This is a genomic window from Arthrobacter rhizosphaerae, from assembly GCF_023062595.1.
Classification (GTDB): Bacteria; Actinomycetota; Actinomycetes; order Actinomycetales; family Micrococcaceae; genus Arthrobacter; species Arthrobacter rhizosphaerae.
Genome location: NZ_JALLAN010000009.1, coordinates 74,873 through 98,796 on the forward strand (window position 1 = coordinate 74,873; position 23,924 = coordinate 98,796).

Annotated in this window: 22 protein-coding genes; 13 read left to right on the forward strand and 9 right to left on the reverse strand. The window is 62.9% G+C overall.

Features of this window, described 5'->3' with window-relative positions; translation table 11 throughout:
* Positions 1 to 33 precede the first annotated feature (33 nt).
* The 6 genes from bioB to MU551_RS13445 are packed head-to-tail and all read left to right on the forward strand — an operon-like array spanning position 34 to position 5,694.
* Entirely contained in the window at positions 34 to 1,056 is a 1,023-nt protein-coding gene (bioB, locus tag MU551_RS13420; protein ID WP_247045338.1) for a biotin synthase BioB, read from the forward strand.
* Between the two features lie 8 nt (positions 1,057 to 1,064).
* A complete protein-coding gene (bsaP, locus tag MU551_RS23715; RefSeq protein WP_443629487.1) occupies positions 1,065 to 1,298 on the forward strand; it encodes a biotin synthase auxiliary protein BsaP in 234 nt (77 codons plus the stop codon).
* Positions 1,279 to 2,655: an adenosylmethionine--8-amino-7-oxononanoate transaminase gene (locus tag MU551_RS13430; RefSeq protein ID WP_247045342.1), complete on the forward strand. Its 1,377-nt coding sequence runs from the start codon at positions 1,279 to 1,281 to the stop codon at positions 2,653 to 2,655. Before bsaP ends, MU551_RS13430 begins: the two co-directional genes overlap by 20 nt.
* Positions 2,656 to 2,663: 8 nt before the next feature.
* Positions 2,664 to 3,821, forward strand: a complete 1,158-nt coding sequence (locus MU551_RS13435; protein WP_372489859.1) for an 8-amino-7-oxononanoate synthase — start codon at positions 2,664 to 2,666, stop codon at positions 3,819 to 3,821.
* Entirely contained in the window at positions 3,818 to 4,501 is a 684-nt protein-coding gene (bioD, locus tag MU551_RS13440; RefSeq protein ID WP_247045346.1) for a dethiobiotin synthase, read from the forward strand. The genes MU551_RS13435 and bioD overlap by 4 nt, the downstream gene beginning before the upstream one ends.
* A complete protein-coding gene (locus MU551_RS13445; protein ID WP_247045348.1) occupies positions 4,498 to 5,694 on the forward strand; it encodes a cytochrome P450 family protein in 1,197 nt (398 codons plus the stop codon). The genes bioD and MU551_RS13445 overlap by 4 nt, the downstream gene beginning before the upstream one ends.
* Before the next feature lie 66 nt (positions 5,695 to 5,760).
* Here MU551_RS13445 and MU551_RS13450 read toward each other — a convergent pair whose 3' ends face one another.
* Positions 5,761 to 6,741 carry a LysR family transcriptional regulator gene (locus MU551_RS13450; protein ID WP_247045350.1) on the reverse strand — a complete coding sequence of 327 codons (981 nt, stop codon included), beginning with the start codon at positions 6,739 to 6,741 and terminating at the stop codon, positions 5,761 to 5,763.
* A gap of 134 nt (positions 6,742 to 6,875) precedes the next feature.
* Between MU551_RS13450 and MU551_RS13455 the strand changes: the two genes are divergently transcribed.
* The 3 genes from MU551_RS13455 to MU551_RS13465 all read left to right on the forward strand — a co-directional run bounded on the left by MU551_RS13455 (position 6,876) and on the right by MU551_RS13465 (position 9,848).
* Positions 6,876 to 8,141 carry an MFS transporter gene (locus MU551_RS13455; protein ID WP_247045352.1) on the forward strand — a complete coding sequence of 422 codons (1,266 nt, stop codon included), beginning with the start codon at positions 6,876 to 6,878 and terminating at the stop codon, positions 8,139 to 8,141.
* Positions 8,142 to 8,225: 84 nt separating this feature from the next.
* Positions 8,226 to 9,350 carry a sulfite oxidase gene (locus tag MU551_RS13460; RefSeq protein WP_247045354.1) on the forward strand — a complete coding sequence of 375 codons (1,125 nt, stop codon included), beginning with the start codon at positions 8,226 to 8,228 and terminating at the stop codon, positions 9,348 to 9,350.
* Positions 9,351 to 9,371: 21 nt separating this feature from the next.
* Complete coding sequence (locus MU551_RS13465; RefSeq protein ID WP_247045356.1) at positions 9,372 to 9,848, forward strand: NUDIX hydrolase; 477 nt, start codon at positions 9,372 to 9,374, stop codon at positions 9,846 to 9,848.
* 13 nt (positions 9,849 to 9,861) lie between these two features.
* Here the strand turns inward: MU551_RS13465 and MU551_RS13470 are convergent, their stop codons facing one another.
* Positions 9,862 to 10,098, reverse strand: coding sequence for a hypothetical protein (locus tag MU551_RS13470; protein WP_247045358.1), 237 nt, complete (start codon positions 10,096 to 10,098; stop codon positions 9,862 to 9,864).
* A gap of 176 nt (positions 10,099 to 10,274) precedes the next feature.
* On the opposite strand from MU551_RS13470, the gene MU551_RS13475 reads away from it, so the two are divergent.
* From MU551_RS13475 to MU551_RS13485, 3 genes are read left to right on the forward strand one after another with little or no spacing between them, the layout of a single operon-like run.
* Positions 10,275 to 10,868 carry a sulfite oxidase-like oxidoreductase gene (locus MU551_RS13475; protein WP_247045583.1) on the forward strand — a complete coding sequence of 198 codons (594 nt, stop codon included), beginning with the start codon at positions 10,275 to 10,277 and terminating at the stop codon, positions 10,866 to 10,868.
* A 10-nt stretch (positions 10,869 to 10,878) separates the two neighbouring features.
* Positions 10,879 to 11,616, forward strand: a complete 738-nt coding sequence (locus tag MU551_RS13480; protein WP_247045360.1) for a ferredoxin reductase — start codon at positions 10,879 to 10,881, stop codon at positions 11,614 to 11,616.
* Complete coding sequence (locus tag MU551_RS13485) at positions 11,613 to 11,960, forward strand: DUF6510 family protein (protein WP_247045362.1); 348 nt, start codon at positions 11,613 to 11,615, stop codon at positions 11,958 to 11,960. The genes MU551_RS13480 and MU551_RS13485 overlap by 4 nt, the downstream gene beginning before the upstream one ends.
* Positions 11,961 to 11,985: 25 nt before the next feature.
* Here MU551_RS13485 and ggt read toward each other — a convergent pair whose 3' ends face one another.
* The 7 genes from ggt to MU551_RS13520 form a co-directional block, all read right to left on the reverse strand.
* Positions 11,986 to 13,833: a gamma-glutamyltransferase gene (gene ggt, locus MU551_RS13490; protein ID WP_247045364.1), complete on the reverse strand. Its 1,848-nt coding sequence runs from the start codon at positions 13,831 to 13,833 to the stop codon at positions 11,986 to 11,988.
* A gap of 137 nt (positions 13,834 to 13,970) precedes the next feature.
* Complete coding sequence (locus MU551_RS13495; protein WP_247045366.1) at positions 13,971 to 17,330, reverse strand: alginate lyase family protein; 3,360 nt, start codon at positions 17,328 to 17,330, stop codon at positions 13,971 to 13,973.
* Between the two features lie 38 nt (positions 17,331 to 17,368).
* On the reverse strand, positions 17,369 to 18,919 hold the full coding sequence (locus MU551_RS13500; RefSeq protein WP_247045368.1) for a DUF3502 domain-containing protein: 1,551 nt from the start codon (positions 18,917 to 18,919) through the stop codon (positions 17,369 to 17,371).
* A 99-nt stretch (positions 18,920 to 19,018) separates the two neighbouring features.
* The gene (locus tag MU551_RS23510) at positions 19,019 to 20,023 is read right to left on the reverse strand and encodes a carbohydrate ABC transporter permease (protein WP_247045370.1); all 1,005 of its coding nucleotides are present in this window, start codon (positions 20,021 to 20,023) and stop codon (positions 19,019 to 19,021) included.
* Complete coding sequence (locus MU551_RS13510) at positions 20,020 to 20,907, reverse strand: ABC transporter permease subunit (protein ID WP_247045373.1); 888 nt, start codon at positions 20,905 to 20,907, stop codon at positions 20,020 to 20,022. The genes MU551_RS23510 and MU551_RS13510 overlap by 4 nt, the downstream gene beginning before the upstream one ends.
* 347 nt (positions 20,908 to 21,254) lie before the next feature.
* Positions 21,255 to 22,313 carry a LacI family DNA-binding transcriptional regulator gene (locus tag MU551_RS13515; RefSeq protein WP_247045375.1) on the reverse strand — a complete coding sequence of 353 codons (1,059 nt, stop codon included), beginning with the start codon at positions 22,311 to 22,313 and terminating at the stop codon, positions 21,255 to 21,257.
* A gap of 77 nt (positions 22,314 to 22,390) precedes the next feature.
* The gene (locus tag MU551_RS13520; RefSeq protein ID WP_247045377.1) at positions 22,391 to 22,816 is read right to left on the reverse strand and encodes a ChaB family protein; all 426 of its coding nucleotides are present in this window, start codon (positions 22,814 to 22,816) and stop codon (positions 22,391 to 22,393) included.
* A 195-nt stretch (positions 22,817 to 23,011) separates the two neighbouring features.
* On the opposite strand from MU551_RS13520, the gene MU551_RS13525 reads away from it, so the two are divergent.
* Positions 23,012 to 23,911: an SDR family NAD(P)-dependent oxidoreductase gene (locus tag MU551_RS13525; RefSeq protein WP_247045379.1), complete on the forward strand. Its 900-nt coding sequence runs from the start codon at positions 23,012 to 23,014 to the stop codon at positions 23,909 to 23,911.
* Positions 23,912 to 23,924 lie beyond the last annotated feature (13 nt).

The following is a 23,924-nucleotide window of genomic DNA, read 5'->3' on the forward strand; positions in this document are numbered from 1 at the left end:
AGGCAAATCCACAGCCAGCGTAAAGGACCATCAATGACGATTCAGGCAAACCTCCCAACGAGCTATGAGATCCTGGCGACCGCCCGCAAGCAGGTCCTGGAGGAGGGCCGGGGCCTGACGCAGGAGCAGCTGGTGGATGTCCTGAGCCTTCCCGACGACGCCCTCCCCGCCGCTCTGCAACTGGCCCACGAAGTCCGGCTCAGGCACTGCGGCGAGGACGTGGAGGTGGAAGGCATCGTCTCCATCAAGACCGGGGGCTGCCCCGAGGACTGCCACTTCTGCAGCCAGTCCGGCCTGTTCGACTCTCCCGTGCGGGGCGTCTGGCTGGATATTCCGGAACTCGTCAAGGCCGCCAAGGAAACCGCTGCCACCGGTGCCACCGAGTTCTGCATCGTCGCCGCAGTCCGTGGACCTGACATTAAGCTCATGAACCAGATCAAGTTCGCGATCGACCGGATCAATGAAGCTGTGGACATCAATATCGCGTGCTCGCTGGGCATGTTGACACAGCGGCAGGTCGACCAGCTCAAGGACTGGGGGGTGCACCGCTACAACCACAACCTGGAAACCGCACGCAGCTACTTCGCGGAAGTGGTCACGACCCACAGCTACGAGGAGCGCCTGGAAACCTGCAATATGGTCAAAGCCGCCGGCATGGAACTGTGCTGCGGCGCCCTGATCGGCATGGGCGAATCCCTGGAACAACGCGCTGAACTCGCCGCCCAGCTCGCCGCGCTCGAACCGCACGAAGTCCCACTGAACTTCCTCAACCCCCGGCCTGGAACCCCGTTGGAGAACCAAGGCATCATGGACGGTAAAGACGCCCTCCGCGCTATCGCCGCGTTCCGACTGGCCATGCCCAGAACCGTGCTGCGCTATGCCGGCGGCCGCGAATTGACCCTCGGCGACCTCGGCACACGTGAAGGCCTGCTCGGCGGTATCAATGCCGTCATCGTCGGCAACTACCTCACCACGCTTGGCCGCCCTGCAACAGCGGACCTCAGCCTGTTGGTCGAGTTGAACATGCCCATCAAGGAACTCCAGAAGTCACTGTGAGCGCCGGAGTGTCCGCGCATTCAGACCGCATAGACCGAGCCACCAGCAGCTTTTGCGGGCACTGCGGGGAGCCCGACGACGGCGGCGCCGGGCCGGCGTCGGACCCTCACCTTCGCTGCCGGGAACAGCTGGAATTCGAGCCGCCCCGCTACTGCACGCACTGCCGCCGTCGGATGAAGGTTCAGGTGACCCCGCTTGGCTGGACCTCCCAGTGCACCCGCCATGGAGTGTTTGTCCAGTGAAAGGAAGCCCGGCACCGTGAGCCTGATAGAGAGAGACCGAGCACGGTTGTGGCACCCGTACGCCCCGGCTTGCGCCGACCTTCCGCTGTGGGAGGTCGAGGCAGCCGACGGCGTGCGACTGTCCCTACGGGCCGACGACGGCACCCGGCATCACGTCGTGGACGCCATGTCCTCATGGTGGTCGGCCATCCACGGGTACCGCCATCCGGTCCTGGATGCTGCTGCGAAGCGCCAACTGGACAGGTACAGCCACGTGATGTTTGGCGGCCTGACGCATGCCCCGGCCGTGGAATTGGCCGAGCGGCTGGTGGAGATGGCGCCTTCCGCACCCGGGAGTCCACGGTTGGAGAGGGTGTTCCTGGCGGATTCAGGTTCGGTTTCCGTGGAGGTGGCATTAAAACTGGCGGTGCAATTCCAGATGGCGTCCGGCAAGCCTTCCAGGCAACGGTTCCTGAGCATCCGCGGCGGATACCATGGCGACACCTTTGCTGCGATGGGAGTCTGCGACCCCGTCGATGGTATGCACGCCGCCTTCCCCGGGCTCCTGGCTGATAACGTATTCGCGCCCCGGCCTCCAACCGCAGCATCGGCGACTCCCGAAGCAGTGCAGGCCTGGGCGACGGAACTTCACGACCTGGCGGCTGAGCACTCCGAAGTGCTGGCCGCAGTCATCGTTGAACCGCTGCTTCAGGGGGCGGGCGGCATGCACGCCTATCCGGCCGAATGCCTTACGACACTGCGGAAGGTCGCGGACCAGCATGGGCTGCTCCTCATTTTCGATGAGATTGCCACCGGTTTTGGCCGCACCGGCGAACTCTTCGCGGCCGATCATGCCGCCGTCGTGCCGGACATCATGTGCGTGGGCAAGGCTCTGACCGGCGGATACTTGACTCTCGCCGCCATGATTTGCACCGCCGACGTGGCCGCAGTGGTTTCCGTTGGCAGCGCGGGGGCGCTCCTCCATGGGCCCACGTTCATGGGAAACCCGCTGGCCTGTGCGGTGGCTAATGCAAGCCTCGGCATCATCGACGACGGCAGTTGGCGGGCCGGCGTCGCCCGCATCGGGGCGGGCCTCGCATCAGGCCTGGCCCCGGCCCTGGCGCTGGACGCCGTCCGGGCTGTCCGCACCATCGGCGCAGTCGGAGTCATCGAACTGAGGGGCGCCGTCGACGTCGCTGCCGTCACCGCTGCTGCCATTCGCCACGGCGTTTGGCTGCGGCCGTTCCGGAACCTCGTCTACACCATGCCTCCCTACATCAGCACAGCATCGGAGATTGACCAGATCACCACAGGTATGACTGCCGCCGTTTCTGAGGTGCACGAAATTACAGCAGCCCGGCGAGGAGAAGCAGCATGACGGCTTCCATGACCCGGTGGCTGGAGCAGCAGGCAGAGGTACGGGACCGCCGAGGCCTGGTCCGGCGTCCCCTGCCCCGTGCTGCGGAGGAACGCTTCATTGACCTGGCCAGCAACGACTACCTGGGCCTCGCCCAGGACCCGCGTCTCACGGAGGCTGCCGCAGCAGCGGTTTCGCGCTGGGGAACCGGCGCCACCTCCTCCCGCCTCGTGGCAGGAACCATCCAGCTGCACCTGGACCTGGAGCAGGAACTGGCCCGCTTCGTTGGCATGGAGACTGCGTTGGTCTTCTCTTCCGGCTATCTCGCAAACATTGGCGTGATCACTGCGCTGGGCGGACCGGGAACCCTGATGGTGGCCGATGGCCATTGCCACGCGTCGATGCTGGACGGGTTCAGGCTCAGCCGTTCACGCACGGAATCCTTTAGGCACAACAGCCTGGAGGAAGTGGAAAAGCTTCTCGCCGATCGAACGGAACCCCGGGCAATCATCGCCATCGAATCCGTCTACAGCGTCCTCGGTGACATCGCCCCGCTCCTGGAGCTTCTGGCGCTGGCAGAGCAGTACGACGCGGTGTTGCTCATCGACGAGGCGCACAGCCTCGGTGTGACAGGCCGCGGTGATTTTCAGGGCAGAGGCTCGGTGGCCGGGACGGTTCTTGCGGGGCATCCGAATGTGGTGGTTACCGCGACCCTGTCCAAGGCCCTCGGCAGCCAGGGCGGTGCTGTCCTCGGTTCTCCCTTGCTGCGCGAGCACCTTGTTAACCGCTCGCGCACCTTCATCTTTGACACCGGACTTGCACCGGCGGCCGCCGCTGCTGCGCTGACCGCGGTGGAGATCATCCGGGATGAACCCTGGCGTGCGGAAGCCGTGCGAAGCAACGCTGCCGCCCTGATGGCGAACCTGGCCCCGGTGGCTGAAGGCCCGGGCACAGCCGTCAAATGTGTATCGGGTGCCGTCCAGTCCATCGTTATGCCTTCGGCGGCCGCGGCCGTGGCGGCCACCGAGGCCGCGCGCTCAGCTGGGGTTCGGATCGGCTGTTTCCGCCCGCCTTCCGTACCGGACGGGATTTCGAGGCTGCGCCTGACTGCCCGAGCCACCCTCACACCCGAGGAAATCGACCAGAGCTGCGCGGTGCTGCACGGCATTTTGGAGGAATGTTCATGAATCTGCCCACCGTCGTCCTGGTCACAGGAACCGATACCGGCGTGGGCAAGACAATGACGACGGCGGCCCTCGCGGCCGTCCTGCACGGAAAGGGGCGCAGCGTCGCTGTATACAAGCCCTGCCAGTCAGGTGCCTCCAATGGTGATTCCGACACAGCAGAAGTTGCCCGGCTCGCCGGGGCAGTGACAACAGAAACCGGAGTGATGCTGGGTGAGCCGCTTGCCCCGGTTGCCGCTGCCGCCGTCGATGGCACAGAACTCCCGGGGTTGGCCGTCCACGCCGAGAAGGTGAAAGAACTCGCTGAACGCCATGATCACGTCCTGGTTGAGGGTGCTGGCGGCCTGCTGGTGGCACTGGATTCCGACGGCGGCACGATGGCGGATCTCGGTTCGCTCCTCAAAGTTGATGCGGGGTTCGTGCTGGTGGTCCGCCCTGCACTCGGCACGCTGAACCACACAGCGCTGACCTTGGAAGCATTAGGAGTGAGGGGTCAGCAGGTTGTTGGCATAGTGCTCGGGAGCTGGCCCATCGACCCCGAATTCGTGCATCACAGTAACCGGCAGGTGCTCTCGTCGCTGCCGGTCCCCTTCCTTGGTTCCCTTCCCGAGAATGCCTCTGAACTGTCCCCGGCCGCGTTCCGTTCGGGAGCGGCCGCCTGGTTGAACGGACTGCCGTCATGAACCCCACACTGTTGACAACGGAAGTCCCGGGACAGGCGCGGTGCCCGTACCTCGTGGTGCGCGACCCGGAGGCTGTGCGGGAAGTGTTGCATCGGCCCGAGGACTTCAGCCCGGCAAACGCCCTCCTTGCAGTGACGCCGCTGACGGGGCCGGCCTTGCGGGTGCTGCAGCGCGTGCGCTTCGCGTTGCCCCCGGTGTTGGCCAGTAACGACACTGACACGCATGCCGGGATCCGCAAGATCGTGGCTGGCTTTTTTTCACCGGCCAAGGTTTCCGCCATGGAACCACGCATCAGGGAGTTGGCGCAGGAAGCCGCCGCGAAAGCTGCCGAGGAGCTCGCCAGGTCAGGCGAAACGGACCTCGTGCAAACTGTCGCAGCGTTTCCCCCGGCGGTGGTCATGCTCGAACTCCTCGGGCTGCCTGTGAAGGATCTTGAGGACATCAAGCGGTGGGGCGTTGACTCCATGGAACTGTTCTGGGGCTGGCCGTCCCCTGAACAGCAACTCCAGTTGGCTAAAAGTGCCGCCGAATTCTATGTCTGGCTGCGTCAGCTCGTCACCGATTCCCTGAACGCTCCAGGGCGCAACCTCTTCAAATCACTGGCCACTCACGGTTTGTCCGTGCCTGAGATGTGTTCGCTCGGTTATTTCCTGCTGATCGCCGGCCAGGAAACAACCACACAGCTAGTCAGCACTGCATTGTTCCGGCTTCTGGAGGGGTCCGACGTTGTTGAGGGGACCGGGCGCCTCGACGGTTCCCGGAGCTGGAAGGACGCCGCTTCTCCTGACGGCTCGCGATCCGTCATCAGCCATGTACTTGCGACTGAATCGTCTGTCCCTACCTGGCGGCGCGTCGCAGCCCTTGACACGAAGCTTGGAGACGATCTTGTCCCGGCCGGTGCCGAAATCCTGCTTGAACTGAGCGGCAACCTGATTACAGCCGATGCCGCGAGCCCGGTCCGGCCCCCGCGGAAGACCACGGGGCAGCCCTCAAAGGCATCCGCTCTGGTGTTTGGCTCGGGTGTCCATAGGTGCCTCGGAGCCAAACTCGCCGAACTGGAAGCGGCCATCATTGTCCAGGAGGCAGCAGAGGCACTGCCAGGAATAACTCTGCGGGATACCGATCCGGACTGGATCAGGTTCCTCTCCTTCCAGGCCCCTCGGACGGTGACCGTAGCGCGGGGCCAACCCTAGCTGGGCCAACCGCTAACGAGGCCAACTTAAGCAGACGGCGTGAGCAGGCCGCCTTCGGGCAGCTTCCTACTCCGATCGTGCCCGGACCATCCCTGCCAGCAGCCCAGGCCCTTCATTCAGCACCAGCTCGCGGAAGAGCCTCACCTGATCGGGTTCAGCATCGGGGCCGCCGCGCCGTTCCCGCCACGCCAGTCCAATTTCGCGGTACGCGAGCCCTGACTCCAACGGAACGTCCACCCACCCCAGGTTTCCGGTGTGAGGTGAAACATCCCGGGCTGGCTCCAACCCGTCGGGCGGCAGGATACTGACGCCCAGGCCCGCAGATACCAATCCCCTGACCGTATGGGAATCCTGGCTCTCAAACGCGATTCGGGGACGGAAGCCCGCTTCCCGGAACAGGGCGTCCGTGAGGGAGCGCAGGCCATATCCAGGTCCAAGAGCGACAAAGGGGTCCTGCCTGATGTCAGCAAGGCGTGCTCGACTCCGGCCCGCGAGAGGGTGTTGGTGGTGGACCACCAGCCGCAACGGTTCGCGGTACAGGGCAGCGGAACCGACAGTGCGACTGGGTGACGCCACCGGTGCGGTGAGGGCAAGGTCCGCGGTACCGGCGGCCAGCTCGGCAAGGCAGCCATCCCTCGCTCCCTGGCTTAGATCGAACGCTGTCTGCGGATAACGGCTCCGGAAGGCACTGATCAGCAGCGGCAGTGTGGCCTCGCCAAAGGTGTGCTGAAAGGACACCGCAATGCGGCCCCGCACCACCTCCGATTGATGGCGGACCACGTCAAGTCCCGTCCGGAATTCATCCAACGCTGCCTCGATGTATGGCAGTAGCGCCTTGGCTGCGGGGGTGAGCCGGACTCCACGGCCCTCGCGGATCAGCAGTTCCGTGCCCACGGCTGCGCTGGCCCTGGCCAGTGCGCGGCTGACGGTCGATTGAGGGATGCCCAGCAGTTCGGCGGTTTCGGTGACGTGCTGGGTCCGCCCCAATTCCACAAGGACGGGCAGGAGCGGCAGAAGCTGCACCAGTTGTTTATGTTCAACAGTCACGGCTTGCCGTCCTTTCCTTATCCAACACAGGGAATACGCAGGATGCCGGGCCCGCTTGATCAATCCGTATTTGCGATTGATTATATGAGAATCATGCATTGGATGCATCCTTTCGAGAAACCTAGTCTTGGTTCATGCCACACCTTCCGCCAGATGTCTCCGCCAACACCACTTCGAGTCACGTCCAGCCCTGGGACGGCCATGCCAAGGGTTCGCTCGGGTACCGAAAGGCCCTCGCCGGCCTGGCCTTCGTGGGCGTGGCCACGTTCGCCCAGCTCTACTCCACCCAGGCAGTGCTGCCCATCATGGCGTCGGACCTCCGCATCACGGCCGCGGAGGCGGCCTTGACGATCTCCCTGGCCACCGTGGGCTTGGCAATCACCGTCATCCCATGGTCGTTCCTGGCGGACAGGATCGGGAGGGTACGGGCCATGTCCATAGGCATCTGCGCGGCGACAGTCCTGGGACTGCTGGTTCCACTGGCCTCCACCTTCCCAGTGCTGCTGGGCCTGCGAATGCTCGAGGGGATGGCTTTGGGCGGCATTCCGGCGATCGCCATCGCCTACCTGAACGAGGAGGTTCACCGGGCCCATGCGGCCCTCGCCGCGGGAAGCTACGTGGCAGGCACGACCCTGGGAGGACTCGCTGGCCGGCTGGTGGCGGGTCCAGTCGGCGAGCTCTGGGGATGGCGGGCAGCAGCCTTGGCGGTGTCCATCCTGGCGACCGTGGCGGCGGTGCTTTTCCTGCTGCTGGTGCCCAGGGCGCGGGGTTTCACGGTGGCACCGGCGAGCGGCCTTCGGGGAGCATTGAAGACCCTTGCCGGTCATGGCCTCAACCCGCGCTTGTTGGTGCTCTATGTCCAGGCGTTCCTGCTGATGGGCGGCTTTGTAGCCGTCTACAACTACCTGGGATTCCGTTTGTCCGGGGAGCCCTTCAGCCTGCCGGCCACCGTCATCAGCCTGATTTTCCTCGCATACCTCTCAGGGACGGTCTCCTCGCGCTGGGCAGCAGGACTGACGCTGAGGTTCGGCCGCCGGAATGTCCTGTTGGCAGGAATCATCCTGATGGTCCTCGGGCTGGCGCTGACACTGACCCAATTACTGGTTCTTATCCTGGTGGGACTCCTCGTTTTTACCGGCGGCTTCTTTGCGGCCCACAGCATCGGGGCCGGCTGGACAGGCGCGATCGCCTCGTCGGGCAGGGCCCAGGCGGCATCGCTTTACAACCTTGCCTACTACCTCGGCTCCAGCCTCATCGGCTGGGCAGGCGGACTCGTTTTCCAGTCGTTGGGCTGGAATGCCCTCGCCCTGACCGTCATGGGACTAGCGTGTACGACGGCGGTAATCACCGCCGTCGTACACGCCCGTTCACATCGTGGAGGGATTGAGCACCGGTCTTGACCGCCCCCGCATGGCGGCGTAGACCTGTGTTCAACGGAAGACCGGCCCGTCAATGGGGCCGGTCCTGAGCAGAATCGCAGCCCCATGACCGAGCAGCTACCCCGTTCCCTATCCACGAATCCAGGCGTACCGCCCCAACCGGCGCCGCACGCAACACCCCCCACCCTGGGCCCCCTGACGGCCGAGGAATTGCAGCTGTCAGCCAGGAACCATTCAATGCCACTGGAGGCGCTGCAGAGAGACATCACTCCCCCGGGGCTGCATTACGTGCTCACCCACTTCGACATTCCCTTCGTCGACATCAACTCCTGGCACTTGCGGATCGGCGGAGCAGTGGAGCGGTCCGTGGAACTGAGTATGGCTGCATTGCGCAGGGACCCGATGATCAGCATCCCGGTGACGCTGGAGTGCGCCGGCAACGGTCGCTCCCTGCTCACTCCCCGGCCCCTCAGCCAGCCCTGGGTGCTTGAGGCGGTAGGAACAGCGGAATGGTCGGGAGTTCCGCTCGCCTATCTGCTGGCCCAGGCGGGGGTGGACTCGGACGCCGTCGAGGTGCTGTTCACGGGAATGGACGCGGGAGTCCAGGGAGGCGTTCCCCAACGTTACGCACGGAGCCTGCCCATCTCGGAAGCCATGCGTCCCGACGTTGTCCTCGCCTACGCCATGAACGGCAGCGAACTTCCGCCGCAGCACGGCTACCCGCTCAGGCTGGTGGTGCCGGGCTGGTACGGCATGACCAGCGTCAAGTGGCTCGAATCCATCCAGGTGCTGAGGCAGCCCTTTGAGGGCTTCCAGCAGGCTGTCGCGTACCGCTACCAGGAGGACGCGGACGACGCCGGCACACCGGTTTCGCGGATCCAGGTGCGTTCCCTGATGGTCCCGCCGGGCGTTCCCGACTTCTTCACGCGACGGCGGAATGTTCCGCACGGACCCGTGTTGCTGCAGGGCCGGGCATGGTCCGGGGAGGGTGCCGTGAAGCGCGTGGAAGTAGGGATCGATGGCAAGTGGAGCGACGCCCAGCTTAAACCGCCGGCCGGGCCTTTCGCCTGGTGCTCGTGGTCCTTGCCATGGGTGGCGGATCCTGGCGAACACGAGCTTTCCTGCCGGGCCACCGATTCAACGGGTGCCGTGCAGCCGCTTGAGCAGAATTGGAACTATCAGGGGCTGGCGAACAACCAGGTGCAGCGCATCGCAGTGACCGTTGATTAGCCCGGTTCGTCGGGAACACAAGTGACGGTTCGCAGCGCAGGCCTCCTGCTGTACCGGTGGAGCAAATCATCGGAGCTGGAAGTATGGATTGCCCACATGGGCGGACCCTTCTGGGCCCGGAAGAAGGACCATTCGTGGTCCATTCCCAAGGGTGAGTACCTCGACGGGGAAAACCCCCTGGCGGCTGCGCTGCGCGAGTTTGCTGAGGAAATGGGCAGCCCCGCGCCGCCCGCTGATTACGTCGAACTTGGCGCCTTCCGGCAACCGTCGGGAAAGGTCATCACGGCCTTTACAGCGGAATCCGGGTTCGATCCCGAGCGGGTTGTGAGTAACACGTTCTCTTTGGAATGGCCTAAAGGATCCGGCAGAGTCCAGGAGTTTCCCGAGATCGACGAGGCGCGTTGGGTACGAGAGCCTGAGGCACGCTTGAAGCTGGTGAAGGGCCAACTGTCCATTCTCGACGCCCTGATCAGTCATGTTGGGGGAAGCGGCCCGTGAGGCTGACCTCCCGTCAGCGTGGCTCGGGGCTTTCGCCGTTCCCCACAGCCTCAATCCAGTCGATGGCCTCGTCCGAGAAATAGAAGCCGGAGGGACCGTTGTTGCCAACCCACCAGGCATCCGTTGCGGTGGAACCCCCCGCGTCAGTAATCTCGGCGACTACCTCCGGAGGGACGGCGTCACCGTTGTTATCGACCAGCCATTCCCGGGTTGAAGGCTTCAATTGCGGCCACCATTGCTCGATGCTCATGGCCAAAGTCTGCCACTTTGCCCATGAGTATTCGACTGCCACCGGCATCGCCCAAAACTGGGTCCTCCATCTCCTGATAGGGCAGCCAGGAATGTCTGGATAGTCTCAAGCCGTTGGCATATCGTTGGGGAACCGATCGCAGTCCGACCGGCGCAGCTCCGTAGCGGAGGTACATGATGGGCATTATTTCGTCCGGTTTTCATGGGAGACGCCAGACAGGCAATCCGGCGTTACCTCCAGGACAACACGAGACAGCCGACTTTCCTGTGCTGACAGCGGGCCCTGCACCTGACATCCCTATACAGGACTGGGAATTCTTCATTGTCACGGAGCAAGGCCGGAGGCAAGTGTGGTCGTGGGATGCTTTCATGGCCCTTCCGCAAGTCGAGATCCGGACCGACATCCACTGCGTGACAAGCTGGTCCAAGCTTGGGACGACGTGGCGCGGGGTTTCGCTGGACACCTTGTTCGAGGAGGTGGAAACAAGCTCCGAGTTCACCACCGCACACTCCTACGGTGGATATACAACCAACGTGCCGCTGCAGGACCTTCTGGATGGCCATGCTTGGGTCGCCTGGGAATTCGATGGACACCCGCTTGAACGCGCCCACGGAGGACCTGCCCGCCTCCTGGTGCCTCACTTGTACTTTTGGAAGAGCGCCAAGTGGATCAATGGCATCGAACTGACACAGGACGACGTTCCAGGCTTCTGGGAATCCAACGGCTACCACATGTACGGGGACCCCTGGCGGGAAGAGCGCTACTCATGAGGCAGAAGTCATGAGCACCTTGTGGCGCGTCGCGGACGTCGTCAGCGGGACGCCGGAAACTGAAACAGCCAGGACCATCGGACTGCGGGTGGACGGCCTGATGGGAAACCTCGCCGGCCAGCATATCGATATTCGCCTCACGGCAGACGACGGCTACACGGCTGTCCGATCCTACTCGGTGGCTACGGCCGGCATGGACGAGCTCCTCGAGATCACCGTTGACGAATTGACTAACGGGGAGGTCTCACCCTACCTGGTCAGGCACTTGGCGGTCGGGGACCGGCTGGAAATCCGTGGACCTGTGGGAGGCTGGTTCGTCTGGCGGCCGGCCAACCCGAACCCGGTTCAGCTGATTGCAGGAGGATCCGGCGTCGTGCCCCTCATGTCCATGATCCGGGCTCATGAGGCATCCCCGAATCCGTCACCATTCCGGCTGCTCTACTCGCTCAAATCACCGGAAGCGGCATTCTATCGGGAAGAACTGTTCATACTGGGCCGGGAATCCCCCAAACTCACGGTCGACTACGTCTACACGCGGGCGGTACCCCCGGGCTGGCCGACTGCTGCGAAACGGCTGTCGGCCGAAACACTGCTGGCGAAGATCCTCCCGGCGGAAGACACGCCCGACTTCTTCATCTGTGGTCAAACAGTCTTTGTTGAGACAGTCGCAGAATGGCTCGTGCAGGCAGGCTATCCGGCCGCGTCGATCAGGACTGAACGCTTCGGCGGAACGGGAGGGACCCCGTGACCGTCAACAACGGCTCATCTGCTCCGGGCGCTGAAGATCAGGGCGCCGAGGACCAGGACATCGCCGCAACCGCAGGCAATCCAATCCCCCATCTCGACGGGAATGCGGCAGCAGGTGCACTGTGGGAACTCTTCCGCATTGACATCATTGCAGCGATTGGACGCTGCAACCACTGCGGCAACATCCGGGCGTTCGGCGAGGCGTCAGTCTATGCCGACGGCCCGGGAATCGTTGTCCGCTGCAAGTCCTGTGAGGGTGTTCTGCTGCGCCTGGTGGAGACTCCCACCCAGTTCTGGCTCGATCTGAGCGGCCTCAGCTACTTGCAGATCGATCGCGAGGACTAGGCGGGAGCTCCCGTTCAGGCAACGCTTAGGGCGACGGTTCGAGTACCATTGCCGAGCCGCCCCCGCGGCGAACCGGCTCAGCCGCGGCAACCGTGCGACCGTCGGGCAGGAACTCGATAGCTGTCGCTGCGCCGATCTGTGCCGCCGAGGTGAACGCGTCACCCGACGGCGTGAACAGGTGCCCGTACGGCGTCAGCTGGCTTCCATACGCCGCGATGAACTCCGGTTCAGCCGTAACCTTTTCCGTGTTCCGTTGCGATGCACGCGGTGCCGCAAGAGCTTCCGGGGTGCTCATCCCCAGATCCACACGGTTCAGGATCGTCTGCAGGACCGTGGTGATGATCGTCGATCCACCGGGTGAGCCGAGTGCGAGGAAGGGCTTGCCATCCTGCAGGATGATGGTGGGCGACATCGAGGAGCGCGGGCGCTTACCTGGCTCGATTCGGTTGGGGTCCGTAGGACTGTACACGGTGGTGAAGTCGGTGAGCTCGTTGTTGAGGATGAACCCGCGGCCTGGCACCACGATGCCGGACCCGCCGGTCTGCTCGATCGTGAGGGTGTACTCAACCACGTTTCCCCACTTGTCAGAGACAGTCAGGTTGGTGGTGGAGATGTTCTCAGTGTCGCTCTCATCGGCAAGCGCCGCCGCAGGAGCCGGGCACACGCCGTCGTACCCGGTGACATCACCCGGTGCGACGGGCTTCGTTGCAGCCTCAAGGGGATTGAGCTTGCACGCGCGCTCCTTGCCGAAGACGGGATCGGTGAGCTCTGCCGTCGGGACGTCCACGAAAGCAGGGTCACCCACGTACTTGCCGCGGTCCGCGAATGCCAGGGCGCTGGCTTCGAGGTAGTGATGGTAGGCGGCAGGTTTGTCCGTCGATGAGAGGTCGAACTGGGCCAGGATGTTCAGCGACTCGCCCACCGTGGTGCCGCCGCTGCTGGAGGGAGCCATACCGTAGACGTCGTAGCCGCGGTAGTTCACATGCGTAGGCGCCTGGTCCAGAACGCGGTAGCCGGCAAGGTCTGCCGCAGTCATGCGGCCCACCGGGACGGGCAGCTTGGTGGTGGGCGACTTCGGCGGGTTCTGTACGGTGGCCGCGATCTGCTCTGCCAGAGGGCCGGTGTAGAAGGCGCTCATGCCGTCACGGGCCAGGAGACGGTAAGTCTCGGCGAGGTCATGGTTCTGGAAAACGGTGCCGACGGCGGGTGCGTCGCCACCGGGAAGGAAGAGTCCACTCGTTGAGGTGAACGCCTCGAAGCGGAGCTTGTTGTCGAGGGTCTGCTGCCGGAAGGTCTCGTCGACCACGAAACCGCGCGTAGCTACCTTGATCGCCGGTTTGAGGGCTTCGGAGAGCTTGACGGTGCCCCACCGCTCGAGCGCCCGCTCCCAAGTGGCCGGGGTGCCGGGGACACCGACGGAGACGCCGGACGTAACCAGCTCCGGAGTGAAGCGGTAGGGGCTGCCTGCCGGTTTGGCTGGCGTGATGGTAGCGGGATCAATGAATGCATTCTTCGGCATGGCGGCGGGCGCGGTTTCGCGGCCGTCAATCGTGCTGACCTCCCCGGTCTTCGCGTCGTAGAAAACGAAGTAGCCTCCGCCGCCGATTCCCGCGCTGTATGGCTCCGTAACGCCCAGGGTTGCGGCTGCGGCGACGGCTGCGTCCGCAGCATTCCCGCCCTTGCGGAGAACCTCGATTGCGGCAGCGGATGCCTCCGGGTCCACGGTGCTCACGGCGCCGCCGTACCCGGTTGCTGTTGCTGTCTTTTCAGTCTCCCGGGGATCGGCAAAAGCGGGGCTCCCGACCGCACCGCTCGTGACGCTCATAGCCAATACTGCCGTGACGGCAGCCAATCGACGTCTCACATAAGGCATGGTTTCTCCCGAGTCCGAATGATGCGAGTTGAAGGTGGGGGCCACGTTACTACGCGGCGGTGCGACACTCAACGGAGCCAGAAACCGGCCACCTGCGTGTCGCACCACCTGCAGTCAGGCTGCCTTCGGCCAGCGCATCAGGAAATTTCCAAGCTTTCGAAGGCTCCCCTCGTGAGAAGGCGCTGACTCCCCGAGCAGACCACAAGCCCCAGAAAGTAGGGCGCATCGCCGAAGCCAGGCAGGTCCTGCTCAGCCAGGTTTGTCCACGTGATGCCATCTCCTGAAACTGCCCCGGAGAAGACGGTCCCCGTCCGGGACAGGCGCACCCATGTCCCGAACGTGGCCGCGGTGATGGTGGCGCGTCCCGCCACCACGGGGCGACGGATGAATTCGCCGACTCCGGCCGGGGTGAGGACTGTCGCAGCCATGAGGTCGAACGGGGAAAGTGACTTCGACATAATGACGCCGATTCGTGAGCCCGATGCTGCATCTGTCCGGTCAGCAATGCGTACGGTGATCGTTTTGTCTCCCTGCACGGTTTGGTGCGCCACATGTGCAACCATGCCCTGGTTGTTGACGTTCAGCCCAGGTCCTGCACCGCGGAGGACCAGTTGCCCTTGATCTTCGTGAGCGACGCCTGACACATGAAAAGCCACAACACCCACAGGGCCGATCATCCGCTCGTCCAGCACCAGGTCGCCAAAATCTGCCGAGCTCCATGGGGAAGGCAGAGGCTTTCCTACCGTGATCCTGAGTGGTGATGACGACGAGCCCGCACCGACAGTGGACTCGAATACGCCCGCCAACCGGGGCACTCCTGAGACGGCACCTGTCTCGTCGTCAGCGATCAGCCCGGGCGGGAGATTCCGGGCCCAGTAGCGACCCGCCGGAGGCGTTGACCGGATCCGGTATTCAAAACCGGTTCCGAGCGTCGCGAAGGCCTCGGCGGGGCCACCCATCGCAGGTGCTGCTGCCTCGGGCATGGTGGCTGAGACAGCCTCGGTATCCGGCCCCTCACCGGAAAGGTTGGTCTTGGCCACCTTGAAATAGTAGAGACGGCCGGAAACGCCGGTGGGATCCGAATAGCGGAGACGCACGCCAAAGCCGACCGGACCGACGTCGCCCGCTATTGTCTTATAGTCGCCGGCAGGCGATTCTGAGCGTTTGACCACGTATCTTGCTGCGGGATCGTGGTCGCTCCAGGAAAGTTCAATCGCAGACAAGCCGGAGGCCGCTGAAAGCCCCTGCGCCGTTCCTCCTGGTTTTGGCACTGACCACCGGCCCACCGAGACATTATCGAACGTTGATGTTCCGGACTCCAGGTCCCCAAGACACGAGCAACTGGCGAGGCCGGCGTATATATCGCCTCGAAGATCCAGCTCCGTTGAGCCAACCTCCGTCCAGAACTTGCCGTCGGGGGAAATCGATCCCGTTACACGTTTTCCGGTGCGGACGATCCGTACCCAGTAGGGCATGCGCAGGCGGTAGCCGTCGCCTGCACCTTCAACGTAAGGGGCAGCCAAGGGAGTAGCCGATTCCGGCAGGGACCCGTGATCCATGATGGGAAAGCCGGCCTTGACGGTAATCGCCTGCTGCTGGGTGGGCGGCACGGGCACACTGCCGCTTCCTTGGCTGGGGCCAGCCGTTGTTGCTCTTGTTGTCCAGACGCCGCTCCAGGTGTGCAGCGGCAGGCCCTGAAGCAGCATCGCGGCATGCGCCGATCCTGCATCGAGGGATGACCGGATCATCACCCCCACCTTGGCGTACTGGGAGCTGAGGGGATGGACGATCCGGGCAATGACAGCCCCTTCGTCCGGGAGGCGGGTAAAGGTAAACCGGAAGCTGTCGGTATTTCCGGCGATGTCGCTTCCGTGGTCTTCGATGGTGAAGCGTTCGCCGTCGAAGTGCGCGTTCCCGGCGCCCGAGGTGGTGCCAATCGATGCGGATTCCCAGCCGGCAGGAAGTCCCGTTGTGCCCGCTACCGCCGCGGAATCTTCACTGCTTCCTGCCTCGTTCGCGGCTGTGACGGCGTAGTAGTAGGTGTGCCCGGACCGTGCTGTACGGTCTTCGTATTTCGTGTCCGGTACTTCGGAGGCAATCACGGTGAAGTCTCCGCCAAGGTTCTCAGTACGTTTGACGCTGTAACTATTGGAGGTTGCTCCACTGACGGGGTCCACGGAACCCACCCACGAAAGCGACACAGCGTCGCCGGTCCCAGATGCGCGCAAGCCGCTCGGAAGGCCGGGGACTGACGCAGGCATGCCGATCGGCGCAGCCGTCCGGGCAAAGGTCAGGGTTCCCCAGCCCGGGTCATCCTCGTGCCAGCCTTCGATCACCCTGGTCCCGCCAACCCCACGGAAGACTACGCCGCTTGTGCCCGGGGCGGAGAGTCCCAGACGGCTGACATAGTGCGAGTAGGCCAGCTCATAAATGGGCCGGAGCTGCCCGCGTCCTGTGGGCGAAATTGTTTGTTTGAAGTATTTGCCGGTGCGGTCCAGGTCTGCCACGAACGGAACGTCATTGAAACCGAGGTTGTAGCGGGCGTTGTATTCATAGCCCGCCAGGATCCGGTTGTCCGCCATACCGAAGAGGTTTACGCCTTGGTTCCAGGCAACCTGGGCACAGTATCCGAGCAGGCCCTGGCCAAGTTGTTCGTGGGGCTGATCCCGCCCGCTCTCCTGCCCCTGGCCGGATTCGTTGACCACGCGGTTTAGAACTGAGCCGTTACCCGAGCCATAGGCGGCGAAGCGCAGTCCATTCTCGAACATCACCCTGTCATCGCTCAGAATGGCTATTGCTAGGATGGTTTGCAATGCCGCATCATCCCAGTTCCCGTTGGCAAAGAGCGCATAGCCGGACAGGGATTCGTACCAGACAGTCCGCAGGGAATGCACACAGGCCTGAAAATCCTCCTCCGGCCAGCCGTCGTACCCTGAATGCCTCAGAAGCTCGGCGGCGTTCGCAAACTTGAAGCCTTGCAGTCCTGAGCCAAGCTGCCCATCGGCGCCGGTGATGGACTGTAGGCTTCGCGCCCAGGCATTCAGGATGTCGCGCGCTTTGTCAGCATGCCGACGGTCTCCTGTCAGAGTCCACATCAACGCGTTCTGGTAAGACGCTGCTGCATCCCCCACCGTCTGACCGGTGAAGTTTGAAGGGCCGCGTCCCCAGGATTGAATCTGGCCGGTGTTCTGGACGGCGTAGGAATACGAGGAACGCGGGTTTGCCGCCATGGCCAGAAAGCCGTCATAGATCGGGGACTCTTTGGCCGCCACGGCTTTCTTCATCCGCTCCAGGTCCTCGACGCGATGCAGAATGCCGGGGTGACTGAGGGTTGGCCCGGGGCCTGGCACCATGGACGGCTGGTGCCCGGCATTCAGCGACGGGTCTGCCTGTGCTGTGTCCATAAAGGCAAACTGGTAGACGCTGGCCGCCACGCCAGCCAGTCCTGCAGACTGCAGGAGACTGCGCCGGCTGAATTCAAACTTCTCTGTTTTCATTTAGTGGGTCCTTGGAGTGGGTTCAGGAGGGGGACGAGTCAGGCCTTTTTGAGGTGGGCGTTGGCCTGTTTGTCCATCTCCTCCTGAAGCTTGGCGACCCCGGCGCCGTCTGAGGCCTTCTTCAGTTTGTCCAGTTGGGAATCCACGTCGACGACGCCATAGAAGAGCGGGTTGGCGAACTGGGTGATGACGTTGGTCATGGCGGCAACCTGCTGCTTGACAGGGGTGGCGTCCGGGATGAAGGACGCGAAAGGATCGATGGTGAAGTTGTCGAAGTTCTGGGCCCATTCGAAGATCTTCTCCTCGGTGGCACTGATGCTGAGTGACTTCCGCTCCAGGCTTGCCCGCCAGGACAATGCGTACCCGGGGAAGGCGTAGTCGCTGAGGGGCTTGAACTTGTTGCCGTCGGCAGGTTCCCAGTCGGTGCCTTCGATGCCATAGGAGATGAGATCGTGGTTCTCCTTGATGGAGAGCCAGTCCTGCAACTGCAGGGTCCGGTCCAGATTGCCTCCCTTGGAATTGACCACCACCATGTTGTCCGCCTGGAACGTCTGGTTCGGCTTGGCGGACAACCCGTCCTTGAGCGGCATGATGTTGGCGAGGGCGGCAGTGGAAACAGCCTTCTGCAAGGTGCTGAGGGTGTTGCTGGACGTGCCGTCCGTCATTGCCCACCCCGCAGCGTACTTACCCGCTGTCCATTGACTCTTTAGGGTGGCGGCATCGGTGTTCAAGGCGTCCGCGTTGATGATGCCGTCGTTGTAGTACTTGCGGATCCTGTGGAGGGCCTCCACCACTCCTTCGTCGTCCCAGAAGGGAGTGGGAGCGGAGGACCCGGTCTTGGCGGCGTCCTTGGCAAGCATGAAGAACATGCCCTTGCCGCTGAATGCCCGGGCAATGGTGTCCGGATTTTCCCAGGAGGAGGCGTTGAACATACCCGTGGGCACCGGCAGCGCGTGGAGGTAGCCACTGTTCGAGGCTGCCCCGTATGCCACGGTGCCGTCGTTTTTCTGCTTCACTGCGTAGAAGAACTTCTCGAGTTGTTCAAAGTCAGTGATGGTGGAGAAGCCGAGGGTGTCGGCGAGGTCCTGGCGGATGACGAAGTGCTGGACGCGGGCGGCGCTGTTGACCTGCGGGATGCCCCACAGCTTGCCGTCCCAGCTGTTGGATTCCAGCAGCTTCTTGGGCAGGGTGGCGGACAGGTTCTTGTACTTGGGGATCTCGCTGGTGAGGTCGGCAAGTGATCCGCTCTGCTGCAACTGGGCCATGTTCAGCCAGAGCGCCTGCAGAGCAGAGTCGAACTTCTCCCCTGCAGTGAACTTCAGCAAGGACTGCTGCTGGTAGTTGGACCAGTTGATGAACTGGGCATCCAGCTCAAAGCCCAGTTCGCTCTTGAGCTTGCCGTTGACCTTGGCCAGAACCGCGTTCCAGGTGGCTGGGGCCGTACTGGGGAGCACCGCCGTCGAGGTTCCCGAAACAGGGCCCCCCGATGAACTGCCGGACGTGCCGCAGCCGGCCAGTGCCGCTGCAACGCCGAGGCCTCCGGCAAGGCCAAGAAAACCGCGGCGGGAAACTGCTGGGTTAGGGATCATGTGGTGCACTCCTTTGTACGCTGGCACCGGCGGGCCAGGGAATTTCTTTTAGTGGGTGATGAAGACGGAACGAGAGAAATTGATGGTGGAGCCTGCGACTCAGCCCTTGGTGGCGCCCAGGGTGAGTCCCTTGACGAAGTAACGCTGCGCGAAGGGATAGGCGAGCAGGATGGGGCCGATGGTCACCACTGTCAGGGCCAGGCGCAGCTGGTAAATCGGGGCCACGGAACCTGATCCGGGCAGCGTTGCTGCATTGGTCACGTTGGCGATGAGGTTCTGCAGCATCAGCTGGAGCGGGTATTTGTCCGGGTCGGAAATGAACAGCATCGCCGTGAACCACTCGTTCCAGTAGGACACGGCGTAGAACAGGCCGATGACGGCCAGGATCGGTTTGGACAACGGCAGAACGATCTCAAAGAACACCCGAAGCTCGCCGGCACCGTCCACTCTTGCGGAGTCGAGGATTTCCTCCGGGAGTTGACGGAAGAAGCTGACGGCTACGAACACCAGGAAGGGGGCCATCATGTGAGGAAGGATGACTGCGAACCAGTTGTTCTGCAGGTGGAGCACTTGGGTGACGAGCAGGTAGAGGGGCACCAGTCCCCCGGTAAAAAGCATTGGAAGGTACGCGAAAATCGTCAATGGCCGGCTGATCCGCGGCATGCCCCGGGCAATCACCCAGGACAAGGATGCCGTGGCGCTGAGTGAGAGCGCCGTGCCGATGAAGGTGATGAAGAGTGTGGCTGCGTAGCCCTCGAATACCGCCGTCCCGGAGAAAATTGCGACATAGGCGTCAAGTGAGAAAGGTTCAGGAAAGAAGCTGTAGCCGCTGCGGGCCAGCGTGGATTCCGCAGTCAGCGATCCGGCAACGATCATCCACAGCGGAATGAGGGCGAACAACCCAAAGACGGTGACGCCGACATAGCTCACTGCCGTGAAGGGTTCAACGCGTAGGCTCTTGCGGCGGCCGGGCCCAGACCTCACCGGGTGTCCGGTGACCGAGGTCTTTGGCTTGGCCAGTGCCCGTCGCTGTTGCCTGGGCATGGTCTGATCGGCTTCCACCGTGCCGGCCGGGATCATCTTCGGGGTTATCGATGTGCTCACAGGATGCTGCTTTCTTTCGAGTAGCGGCGCTGGATGAGCACTGCCGCCGTGACGAGGATGAACCCGACTACAGACTGGAACAGTCCAATAGCGGCCGTGGTGCCGAAGTCGCCGATGGTCCTCAGCGAACGGAAGACGTAGGTGTCGATCACGTCAGTGGTGGAGAACAACGTGCCGTTGTCGCCGATGATCGCGAAGATCGTGCCGAAGTCACCGTAGAAGATCCGTCCCACGCCGAGCACTATCAGGATGGCCGCCGTCGGCTTCAGCAGCGGCAGGGTGATGGACAGTGCCATCCGTGCCCGGCTGGCGCCATCGAGCATCGCAGCCTCATAAACATCCTCGGGGATGGCAGTGATGGCCGCGAGGAAGATCACCGACATGTACCCGCCCAGCTGCCAGACCTTCACGATGGTGAGGATCCAGGGCCAGGGACCCGGCTCGGTGTACCAGCTCACCTCCGGAAGACTGAAAAGCCCCAGAGCGTCATTGACCGCTCCCCCATGCCCGCCCGCGCCAGCGAGAATGACCTGCAGCATAATGCTGATGACAATCGGAGAGACGAAGTACGGGAAGAAGATCGCGGACTGCATGAACTTCTTAAAGATGCGGGCGCGCAGTTCATTGAGCATGATCGCCAGCGCAAGCCCGGCCCCAAGCGTCGCCGCAAGGAACAGAATGTTCAGCACCAGGGTGTTCAAAACAATCGCCGGAGCATCCCCGCTCTCAACGAAGTACTTGAAGTTATCCAAACCGCTCCAGGGACTGCCGAAAATGCCCTGACTAACGTCGAAATTCTTGAAAGCCACCACCAACCCGGCCATCGGGGCGTACGCAAACACCAGGAACCACGCAATTCCCGGAGCGGCCAGCAGCAGCAACACTCCGGAGCCCCGTGACCGCTGCCTGCGTTTGCGCGTTGTTTGCGGCTCTGCGGACGGGGCGCTCCGAGAAGGCGGCTCAGCCGCAGTAGGTCTCCCTTGTTGAGCCGTCATGCTCTCTTGCATGGCACTCTCCCTTGAATGTAGATGGTGAAGGTCGCGGAGGATCTGGATGTGGCAGTGGGGAAATCGTTATCCCGCGTAGCCTGCCAAACCCTTGCCGGGAAGGTAGGGGTGGGTTCAGCAACAGCGGAATGCGGCCAGATTCTCCTGGCATGAGATCCGCGTCACTGATATCGATATCAGGCTAAGCCATGCTCTTGGATAGCGCAATCCCAAACAGCGGGAAATTAAGGTTCTGTGACGGAGCCTGGCGAGAGCACCCTGCGGCGCACGCTGACAGGGGCTGTCGACTCGCGCTCCAGGAGGAGCGGCACAGCTGTGGAGTCCTGAACCGCCTCCGGGGCTGCCAGGCTCTGCTGCAGCAAACCGAAGGCCCTGTTGCCCAGGCCCTTGAAGTCCGGGGCAACCGTGCTCAGGGCGGGCCAAGTGAATTCGCTGAAAGGCTGATTGTCCCAGCCGACAATCGAAACGTCCTCGGGCACGCGGATTCCCTTCTCCAATAACGCCCGCATGGCAGCGAGAGCCAGGCCGTCATTGGAACAGAACACCGCAGTGATGTCAGGACTGGAGGCGATCCGAAGGCCCTGCTGGTACCCGGAGTGAGTGTCCCGGGAGGCTTCGAGTACGGCTGGAGGGGCGATCCCGGCGTCGGTCAGCGCGTCATGCCAGCCTTGGTATCGGCCTGAGAACTGGCTGAGGGGGAAGAGGCCAAGATGGTGGACGGTGCGGTGCCCAAGCCCCAACAGATGCTCTGTTGCTTGCCGCCCTGCAGCATATTCGTCGATGAAAGCGTAAGGGAAGCCTTTCTGGCCCGCCTGGAATCCTGACGCCGCAACAATAGGAACAGTTTTCGGCAACTGCCGGAGCACCTCCGCTGCCGAGGGGTCGAAGTCCAACACGATTATCCCGGCGAGTTGCTGCTGCAGGACGAGCTCCAGGGCGGCCTGAACATCCGAAGGGTCGGGAGATTTCACTGCGGATATGACGATCGTGTAGCTGGCAGCCTTGGCCGCTTCTTCAATTCCGGCAATCGTGTAGGCGTAACCATACGTTTCCGTGCTTGCGGCGAAAATGGCCACCATTGTCCGCTTGCCGCTCTTGAGTGCCCGTGCCAGCGGACTCGGATGGTATTGGAGTTCCTTAATCGCTTCCAGCACACGCTTGCGGCGCTCTTCGCTGACGGGGATGTTCCCGGTCAGTACACGGGAAACCGTCGGCACCGAAACCCCAGCCAACCTCGCGACGTCGGCAATGACTGGCACCCGCTCGTTCTTAGCTATCCTCATTGTTCCGCCCTGTGGTCCGGCTTCGATGTCTCAGCGAAAGGCTACCCGACTGGCGGTGATATCGATATCAAGGAGGCTTAATCGTCGCGCGCCTTCCGGGTTGCGGCGTCGTTGGCCTTCTGCAGCGCTTTGACCAACTGATCCTTGTCCATCTTTGAACGGCCGTTGATGTTCAGCTCCTGGGCGCGTTTGTAGAGGTGCTGCTTCGAGGCGTTCGCATCCACGCCTCCGGCGGTGGGTTCGGAGGAGTCGATACCTTCCTCCGCGCGTTTGTCGGAGGGCCCACGCTTCTCTTTCGGCTCCCAGTGGTCCCCCACCTTTTCGTAGCTGTGCTTTAACGATGCGAACGCTGCACGGGCTGCACGGCTCTCGTCATTGTCGTAGGTTTCGAGGGCGGAATCGTAGGTTTTGGCGAAGGTGTCCTGGGCTTTCTGCTCAGAGCGCTGCAGCGTCGAGGGAAGCTCTTCCTTGCGTGCGTGGTCGTTCTTGCCGGTTTTAGGCATGGCATCCACAGTCCTTTCATCAGCAAGCTGATTATCCGGATGCAACCAGCTTAGCCACCGACTCGCCCCGTCAGGCAGCCCCTCGCCAAACTGCATGATTCGTGCTGGGATGTTGCTAAGTCCGGTCCCTTCGAGCGGACCATTCACACGTCATCGCCCTGGAGGCGAGCATCATCCGGCTGAGGAGACAAATAAATGCCATCTATGGACGGACGGGTCGCGCTCGTGACGGGAGCCACCGGTGGCATCGGAAAAGCAATCGCGACGGCGTTGGCACGCGAAGGCGCGAGCGTTGTGGTTGTAGGGCGCACAACCGCCCGCGCGGAAGAATCCATAAGAGACATAGCCAGGAATGTTCCAACAGCGAAGCTTGAGCCGCTGGCCTGTGACCTCTCCAGCCAGGCATCAATCCGCTCCGCGGTAAGCGACTTCCTTTCCCGTCACGACAGGCTCGACGTACTGGTGAACGCTGCCGGGGTGTTCCGTAAGGAGCGGCAAATAACCCCCGACGGTCTCGAGATGACGTTCGCCACGAATGTAATGGCCTACTTCCTTCTCACTGACCTGCTGTTGGATGCGCTCAAAAGGGCAGCGTCCACGGACGGCGGGGTCGGTTCCCCAGCGTCCGGCCCACCTGAGGGCACTCTGAATACGTCCCGGGTGGTGAATATTGCGTCCCGGTACTCGAATACGAAGATCGACTTTGACGACCTCCAGAGCGCGAAAGGCAAGTACTCATACCTGCGTTCGACACCTCCGACGATGCTCGGACGCGTGCTCCTGACCCAGGAGTTCGCGGAACGGCTGAAGGGAACGGGGGTAGTTGTAAATGCAGTCCACCCCGGCCTGGTCAAGGACACCGCCCTTCTTCAGGATGTCGGCGGGCCGTTCCGCTGGCTAACCAACAAATTCGGCAAGCCGGCTGACAAGGCCGTCGACACTGCCATTTGGCTCGCGACGTCCCCTGAGGCGGCTGTGGTCTCCGGCAGGTTTTGGTCCAAGGGCAAGGAAATGCCTACGCCAGGGATGGGGTCAGATCCGGAAGCCCGAAAGCGGTTCTGGGACGCGTGTACCCGTCTGGCCAATCCCCGCTGAGCAGGCCCATCCG